Below are 8151 nucleotides of genomic sequence, written 5' to 3'. Positions count from 1 at the left end.
AAGACTAGGCTTTGCTTACGGTAATTTCCCTCTCGGTTTCCGAGAGGATTTTTATTTCGATGGTGTGCGTCAGGCCGGGGTCGTTGTCTTCGAGGCGTTCCGGCCATTCAATCAGGCTGATTCCCTTTTCGAGATAATCGGGGTCGAGGCCGACTTCATTGAGGTCGGCGCCACCTTCGAGACGGTAAAGGTCGAAGTGGAAAATCGGCGGGTCGTTCGGGTATTCGTGCAGAATGGTGTAGGTGGGGGAGCAAACGGCGCCCGTAAAGCCGAGACCTTTGCAGACCCCGCGGCTAATGACCGTCTTGCCTGCGCCCAGGTTCCCGTAAAGAGCCACCTTGTCGCCCGGCTTCAGGCTACGGCCAAACTCTACGGCCCAATTGAAAGTTTCTTCTTCGCTATGAAAAAGCACCTTACAGTTTCTCCTTGAACTGTTCGTAGGTGAACTTGTGCAGCAAGTGGAACTTGCCACTTTCATCGAACTTGCCGATACTCGGGTGACGCACACCGTTGAAGAACGTGGTTTTCACCATGGTGTAGTGGATCATATCCTCGAAGATAATCTTATCACCTACCTTGAGTGGTTCGTCGAAAGAGAAGTCTCCGAGTTGGTCGCCTGCCAAACAAGAATTGCCTGCTAGTTTGTATGTGTATTTCTTTTCGCCCGGCATTCCTGCACCGATCACTTCGGGGCGGTACGGCATTTCGAGGCAGTCCGGCATGTGTGCGCTGATAGACACGTTCAAGATGGCAATGTCCATTTCGTTGTGAACAAGGTCTCCGACCGAGGTCACGAGTTCGCCCGTTTGCCAGCCGACAGCTTCGCCCGGTTCCATAATGACCGTGAGGTGCGGGTAACGGTTGTGGAATTCGTTCAGAATACGGACGAGTTCTTCGCGGTGGTAATCCTTGCGGGTAATATGGTGTCCGCCGCCAAAGTTCACCCATTTCATTTGCGGCAGATATTTGCCGAAATGCTGTTCGAATGCCTTGAGTACGCCTTCCAGGGCGTCTGCGTCTTGTTCGCAGAGGGCGTGAAAGTGTAGCCCTTCGATGCCGTCCAAGAGTTCCGGTTTGAACTCCGCTTCGGTAACGCCGAGTCTCGAAAACTTGCCGCAAGGGTTGTACAGGTCGGTCTCGACGGTCGAAAATTGCGGGTTCACGCGGATTCCGGCGCTTACTCCTGCTGCGAGGGTCTTTGCCTTAAAGCGCTGCCACTGGCTGAAACTGTTGAAGGTGATGTGGCCCGCACAGGCAAGAATCTGGTCGATTTCGTCGTCTTCGTAAACTGGAGCGAATACGTGCACTTCCTTGCCCATTTCTTCCTTGGCAAGTCTTGCTTCGTTTAGGCTAGAGGCAGTTGCCCCTGCGAGGTACTGCCTAATCAGCGGAAAACTGCGCCAAAAGCTGTAACCTTTCAAGGCGCAAATTATTTTTACATTCCCGCGTTTCTGGATATCGTCCAGAATTTCCATGTTGCGGCGTAGTCTTGCCTCGTCCAACACGAAACAAGGGGAGGGAACTTGAGAATAATCGAGCATTTTTCCTGTAAATTTATCTTGCATACGCCAAAGATACCTTTTTTTGCCCCCGTACACCCCTTTTTTAAAAACCTTTAACTACATTTACAATGATGAGTGTATCTATGTATAAGCATATTGTTCTTTCGATTTTGTCCCTGGCTTTCGTAGGAATGCCTCTGGCTCAGACGACTTCTACTTCTGCTACGGTTGCAGCCCAGCCTTCTGCACCTGCCGCTACTGTCCAATCTTCTCCGTCTACGGCTCCGCAGCCGGCTAACCTCGCCAAGGTGGAATCCCAGGTGGTTTCTACCCCCCGTGGTGCGACGGCCACTTTGGACGAAATGATCCAGGCAAAGCTCGATTCCATGAACAGGGTGCAGGCTCCCACGGGCCCGCGTAATGGCGACAGCGTGGCAAAGGTCCAGGCCGACAGCGTCCGCAAGTTGATCCAGGATGGCAAGTATGTGCAGCGCATCCGCTACGACAAGAAGAATTTCGACCACTGGAATATCGATACAGTCCTCCAGAAGAAGATGAAGGAACAGGTGTTTGGTGCATGGCGTACGCCGATTATTGCACACGGTCATGCCTTCCGCGATGCGGAACTCCGCTTTGGTGCAAATGATACCTTGGTGGGCATTACCCGTACGTATTCCGATTCGGGCCGTTACCAGATGACGGGCGAATACACGTTCAAGGCTCGTTACCGTTTTGAAAACGAAACTTCTCTCATCAGCCGTGAAGTGTTCAAGGATCGTCAGGTGGTTCGTTGGGACTACATTACGTTCGATATCATCAAGGACTCCCTGCTTTACAATCTGAACAAGCTGGAATTCCGCGATTTGAACGATAACTGGCTGAACGCCCTCCAGGGCTTCGATAACATTCCTGCAGAAGTCTACTTGCGCGATCCTAAGGGTACCGCCGAAATGAAGCAGGAACTGGAAAAGAACAAAAAGAAGAAGTAAGGCGGGTCCGTGAACGGGGGACGGAACACGTTTCGAATCCTCTTCGGATTTGCCCTGCTTATCCTGCTTGCAGGAATCTTTGGCTATTTGACACTATTTTCGGGAACGGTCGGGCTGTCGTGGTCCGACGCGTTTTTGTTTGACGATTCGGTGGCGAGTCGCGTGTTTTGGGATATCCGGGTTCCCCGACTGGTGGCGGCAGTCCTCTCCGGGATTTCGCTTTCGATAGCAGGCCTTTCGCTGCAGACCTTGTTCCGAAATCCGTTGGCAGGGCCTTTTGTGCTTGGCATTAGCAGCGGGGCAAGCCTAGGGGTGGCGCTCTCCTTGCTCGCGGGGTTTAGCTTTGGGCGCCTGGGCGTCCTTTCGGCGGCTGCCATCGGGGCGCTCGTTGTGACGGCGCTCGTGATGTCGGTGGCGAGTCACTTTCGTAATTCGACGGTGCTTTTGATTGTGGGACTTCTGATAGGCTACTTTATCGATGCGCTGGTGAGTCTTTTGATTGTCCAGGGGGATGCAGAATCGCTCAAGGTTTACGTGTCGTGGGGAATGGGGAGCTTTGGCCGGTTGACCTTCGACGGAATTTGGCTTTTTGTGGTTACGGTTGCCGTGGGGGTGGCGCTGATTGCGGTGTCGATGCGTTACCTGAATGCCGTTCGGATGGGCGAAGATTTTGCGGCGGGCTTGGGCGTGAACGTGCGCCTGGACCGAAAACTGGTGCTGCTCGGGGCGTCTCTTTTGGCGGCGTCTTCGACGGCCTTTTGTGGACCGGTGGCGTTTGTGGGAATCGCTGTTCCGCACCTTGCTTTTATGTTGTTCAAAACGGGAAACCACCGGGTGCTTTTGTCGGGGTCCGCTTTGTGTGGCGTCGTGCTTTGTTTGCTTGCGGGTTTCTTTTCTTCGGTTCCCTTGAATGCGGTGCTTAGTCTGGTGGGTGTCCCTGTGGTGCTTTCGGTCATTGTACGTGGGCGGGGGGTGCGCGAATGAGCTTGCTTTCTTGTACGGGCCTTGTGGTGGGCTATGCAAAATCAAGGAATGTTTCTGAAACGGGGTTAATAGCGCCTTTCGATTTTGAATTGCATTCTGGAGAAGTGGTTGCGCTGCTTGGTGAGAACGGTTGTGGCAAGAGTACGCTGCTCAAGACGTTCGCCGGGATGATTCCTCCCTTGAAGGGAATTGTTACTTTGTCTAAAAATGAATCGTGGACGGCGCGGGAACGGGCTAAGTTTGTCGCCTTGGTGCGTATGGGTTATTTGGCAAATGTGTCCCTTGACCGCATGACGGTTCGTGAATTTGTGGGCCTGGGCAGAACTCCCTACGTAGGGCTTTTTGACGGCCATTCTGCCGAAGACGAACGTGTTGTCGACGAAGCCTTGAAACTTTTGGAACTGGAAAATTACGCGTCGCGCTGGGTGTCGGAACTTAGCGATGGGGAACGCAGCCGGGTGTTCCTTGCGATGGCGGTGGCGCAGCAGGTGAAGGTGTTGCTGCTCGATGAACCGAATGCGTTTTTGGATATTCCGCATAGCCATCGGCTTTTCAGGACTTTGAAGAAAATGGCCGCGGAACGCGAAATGGGGATTATCGTTTCGACGCATTCCGTGGAATATGCCGAGCGCTATAGCGACCGTATGATGGTCATTGCGGGTGGGCGCGCACGTGTGGCTGCTACCCAAGACGCTCGTGCAAACGGACTCCTGGACTGGACGGAAATTTGCTAATTCGTTGATAGATAAAGAATTGCAAAAAAAATGGACCGAAACGACCTGCATCGCGGGCCGTTTTTTACTAATGGGAATGCAGGCTAGGAGTGTTTACCCGAATTTCGTCATCAAATTTAGATTGATGATTTTTATCCTTGATAATGGTTGTTTTTTTTTACATTTAAGGCGGTTTACTCAAAAAAGGGACGTTATGTATTTATCTAAAATTGGTCTCGCTGTAGTTTTGCTGCAGCTGTCGGTTTTTGCCGCATCGGAGGTGTGGACGGGCAAAGTGGCAAAAGAGTTTGCATCGGGGGCTGGTAAAAGTAACGACCCGTTTGTAATCGAGACTCCGGAGCAGTTTGCGCTAATGGCCGAAAAATACGATTCCACGTATTATTACAAGTTGGCTAGTGATATCGTATTGAATAAAGGCTCGGCAAAGGATTGGGCTAAGTCTGCTCCCAAAAATAAATGGACCGTTTATGGGGATACCTTGAAGCCTGCGCTTATTTACTTGGATGGGGCGGGGCATTCTATCAGTGGTCTTTACATCAGCAGTGACGAGAATTTCCAAGGTCTCTTTGGCGTTTGGAAGGGTTCTGTTACCAATCTTGCAATTAAGAATTCCTATGTGAAGGGCGGCGCTTCGGTCGGTGCCTTGGCGGGTACTTTTTATGGTTATGAACAGAATACTCCCAAAGATCCCAATGTGCAGAACATCTCTGCAGATGTGATTGTCAAGGGAACTCGCAATGTCGGAGGGCTTTTTGGAACTATCGGCTTTGTTTGGATGGATTCTGTTTATGCTTATCCTAATGTATTGACTTTTGCCCCTATGTTCTTGGGGGCTCCTTATTTGAGAGATATTTCTGTATCAGGAGTTGTTGACGGGGATTCCGTTGTAGGTGGTGTGATTGGGATGACCGGAGTGTCCTATATTCATGCCACGTATCGTGGAATTGTCAACAGGGCTTCCGTGACGGGGCGGAAGTGTGTGGGTGGACTCTTGGGATTTCTTTATATTGATGTCCCCACTGATTACGGTATCTTTAGGGACATTGTGAATGAGGCCGACATTGCCGGTGAAGAGTATGTTGGCGGACTGATTGGGCTTGAGTATGGGGGACGAGACCTTGATCGAATATATTTTCAAAATGTGGTAAATTTGGGGGATGTGTCAGGTAAAATTTGTGTGGGCGGTCTTTTAGTGTTCTATCGGCATTCTGAGGAAATAATTTATTATGAATTTAATATAGGAAATGGCTATAATGCGGGGAAGGTGAGTGGGGACTCCTTAGTCGGTGCATTGTTCCCTATCGCACCAAAACTTTTGGATCGTTTGAACCTTTCCATTTTGCATCTGTACGATTTGAACGGGGAACACGCTGATTCGGTTCATTTTTATGCCGATTCGATGGAAGCGCATTTTTTTCCTGATTCGGGAACGGCGCTTGTTAATAGGGGATATCCCTTGCTTGCTTATTATAATATGGATAAATTATTTGATTATGGTTCTGGCACCAAGGAAAACCCGTACCTGATAAAGTCTCTGGGCGATTTACGTCGTTTTGAACGCCATGCAGCAATTGTGATTGACTCTACGCTTGAATTGCGCTATTTCAGACAGGATGCAGATATTGAGTTGCCAAAGGCTGTAAACAACTGGACTCCCGTGGACGGCTGGGCGATAAGTTATGATGGGAATGGCCATTCGATTTCGAATTTGAATATCCACCAAGACGTCAATGTGGATAGCCTTTTTGACGAACCGGAAGATGACGTTATGTATTATTACAATGTTACAAATAAGAATGCATTGCCTCCTATTGGATTCTTTTCGAATTTGAGTCGTTCTGAAATCCGGTCCCTTACGCTACACAAGGTTGATATCGTTGGGGAAAAATCCGTTGGGGCGCTTTGGTCGGGGCAAGGCAATTTCAACGATATTTCGAACATTACGGTTGATGGTTCGGTGAGTGGTGTGACTGCTGTGTGTGGCGTTGCTCCTTATATGAGTGGGACAATGTTTAATGTGACGAACTATGCTGATGTCAAGGGTATTCGGAATATCTGTGGCGTTACTTCTGGAGATGTCTTTTACGCACGGAATTATGGAAACGTGACAGGGAAATCTTCGGTTGGAGGAATTTCATTTAGTCTTTACAGTAACGATATCAAGTATGTTTACAATAGGGGGACTGTATCGGGGGACCGTATTGTGGGCGGTCTTGTTGCGGGAACTGTGGGTGGAGTCGGAAAATTATCTCATGGCTATAACGCGTCTGTCGTAACCGGCGACGAATATGTTGGAGCCATTATCGGTAAACCCCAGAAAAAAGATACGATTCATGGCCCTTTGTTCTACGACAATTCATTGACTTCTGTTCCCGCCTTGGGTTTTGACACCTTGGTTGTTTTTGATTCCATTGCGGGAATGGATTCCAAGACCCTGAAATCAAGGTCTAGCATCCAAAAACTGGGTGGGTACTTTAATGAAGATTCTCATGGAGAAAATGGAGGGTATCCAATATTGGCGTTCCTTGAAGGGCAAGGCTCCGAGAGCGATCCCTATATTATTGATTCTCCCGAAAAGCTGTGGCTCCTCTCGCTTTTTAGCAATGGGACTAACCATTATGGAAATACGGTAATGTCGTCATTTTTTTGCGACAAAAATTTCAAGGTGACAGCCGATATCGACTTGAACGCGACATCGGAATATCCGTGGATTCCGCTGTTTAGTTTGTCTGAGAAAACAGATAAGTTTGTAGGAATATTTGATGGCGGCGGTCATGTCATTTCAGGCATTTATACGGATTCCGTAAAAAATAGTGGACTTTTTGCTTTGAATAGCGGAACCATTAAAAATGTTGGAATTGCAAAGTCTACAATACGAGGCACAAATGCTGGAGCCATTGCAGGAACGAACCATGGCATTATAGAGAATTGCTGGAATGAAAGTGCTTCTATTGAGGGGGTTGTTGCAGGGGGAATTGTCGGTGTCCTTGAGGCGGATAGTATCAATAGAGTTCCCTCGACTAGGGGAACGTTAAAGGAGGCTACTCGAAAGATATACCTTGACAGAACCTATAATGCGGGCACTGTTTATGGTTCTGCGAATGCTGGGGGGCTTGTCGGCTATGCGGGAATGTCGCTGGATGTTTATTGGGCCGAAATAATGGAAAGTCCCGAAAACTTTATAAGTGTCGTCAATTCCTATAATGTCGGAAAGGTGAAATCGGATACGGGAAGTGTGGCTGGGCTTGTTTCTGGTTTTAAAGATATGTCTGTACAATTTAGGCGAGTGATGTTCACCTTGAAGAACCTGTACAACACGGCCAATGTTTGTGTAAGTGAACTGAAAAAATGTAGCCCGACGGCATTGACATATCCCGGTCAAGTTTATGTGAAAAATGTGTTCTATTTAGGATCTCCTGACAGCAGCGTGGTTGGTGTTGCGAAATCGTCGAAGGAGATGAAGTCCAGGAGCTTTGCTCCGTTGCTGGAAGAAGCCTTTGAATATGATTCGAAAGGCGTCAACGGCGGCTTCCCAATTTTTTCGGGTAAGGGGACGTTTGATCCCAATGAATTGGATAAGGGACAGGCGGGTATCGAAAAAATGCCGCTTGTATTTAGGGCTTTGCGTGTGAGCGTTGTTGGACGGACGATACATCTCGACAATTTGGTCGAGGGAGGGCGTACGGCGTTGTTCGATATGCGTGGTAAATGTTTGTGGCGTGGAGCGCTGGGAGTTTCGAAAGTTGCTATCCCTGTGCAGAAAGCGGGAATTTACATCGTTCGAAATAAATTCCAGGTTGAAAAAATCATTGTCCGATAGCGATTGTCCGGTAGCATAATAACGCGAGCCAAGAAAAGTGATGACTCCCAAAGGATTATAATGTCTTGGCTCGCCCTTCGCCTCGACGACAGGTCAAAGCCTGCCAAGGGCAAAAAAGGCAA

The 8151-nt window shown here is 49.0% G+C and carries 6 protein-coding genes; 4 read left to right on the top strand and 2 right to left on the bottom strand.

Features of this window, described 5'->3' with window-relative positions:
- Positions 1–4 precede the first annotated feature (4 nt).
- Both tsaE and nspC read right to left on the bottom strand, forming a co-directional pair.
- A complete protein-coding gene (tsaE, locus tag Q0W37_RS14795) occupies positions 5–412 on the bottom strand; it encodes a tRNA (adenosine(37)-N6)-threonylcarbamoyltransferase complex ATPase subunit type 1 TsaE (protein ID WP_297702316.1) in 408 nt (135 codons plus the stop codon).
- A gap of 1 nt (position 413) precedes the next feature.
- Entirely contained in the window at positions 414–1565 is a 1152-nt protein-coding gene (gene nspC, locus Q0W37_RS14790; protein ID WP_297702315.1) for a carboxynorspermidine decarboxylase, read from the bottom strand.
- 80 nt (positions 1566–1645) lie between these two features.
- Between nspC and Q0W37_RS14785 the strand changes: the two genes are divergently transcribed.
- The 4 genes from Q0W37_RS14785 to Q0W37_RS14770 are packed head-to-tail and all read left to right on the top strand — an operon-like array spanning position 1646 to position 8029.
- Positions 1646–2491 (top strand): hypothetical protein, encoded by an 846-nt coding sequence (locus tag Q0W37_RS14785; protein WP_297702314.1) that lies wholly within the window; start codon positions 1646–1648, stop codon positions 2489–2491.
- 9 nt (positions 2492–2500) lie between these two features.
- A complete protein-coding gene (locus tag Q0W37_RS14780) occupies positions 2501–3475 on the top strand; it encodes an iron ABC transporter permease (RefSeq protein ID WP_297702313.1) in 975 nt (324 codons plus the stop codon).
- Positions 3472–4209, top strand: a complete 738-nt coding sequence (locus tag Q0W37_RS14775) for an ABC transporter ATP-binding protein (RefSeq protein WP_297702312.1) — start codon at positions 3472–3474, stop codon at positions 4207–4209. The genes Q0W37_RS14780 and Q0W37_RS14775 overlap by 4 nt, the downstream gene beginning before the upstream one ends.
- A gap of 4 nt (positions 4210–4213) precedes the next feature.
- A complete protein-coding gene (locus tag Q0W37_RS14770) occupies positions 4214–8029 on the top strand; it encodes a hypothetical protein (RefSeq protein WP_297702311.1) in 3816 nt (1271 codons plus the stop codon).
- Positions 8030–8151 lie beyond the last annotated feature (122 nt).

The sequence above is a fragment of the uncultured Fibrobacter sp. genome (assembly GCF_947166265.1).
Classification (GTDB): domain Bacteria; phylum Fibrobacterota; class Fibrobacteria; order Fibrobacterales; family Fibrobacteraceae; genus Fibrobacter.
This window is presented reverse-complemented; position numbering and strand designations above follow the sequence as displayed.

What these genes read in the sequence shown, in the direction of transcription:
- nspC (WP_297702315.1), bottom strand. Translation starts at nt 1,565, where the DNA reads ATGCAAGATAAATTTACAGGAAAAATGCTCGATTATTCTCAAGTTCCC.
- Q0W37_RS14785 (WP_297702314.1), top strand. Translation starts at nt 1,646, where the DNA reads ATGTATAAGCATATTGTTCTTTCGATTTTGTCCCTGGCTTTCGTAGGA.
- Q0W37_RS14775 (WP_297702312.1), top strand. Translation starts at nt 3,472, where the DNA reads ATGAGCTTGCTTTCTTGTACGGGCCTTGTGGTGGGCTATGCAAAATCA.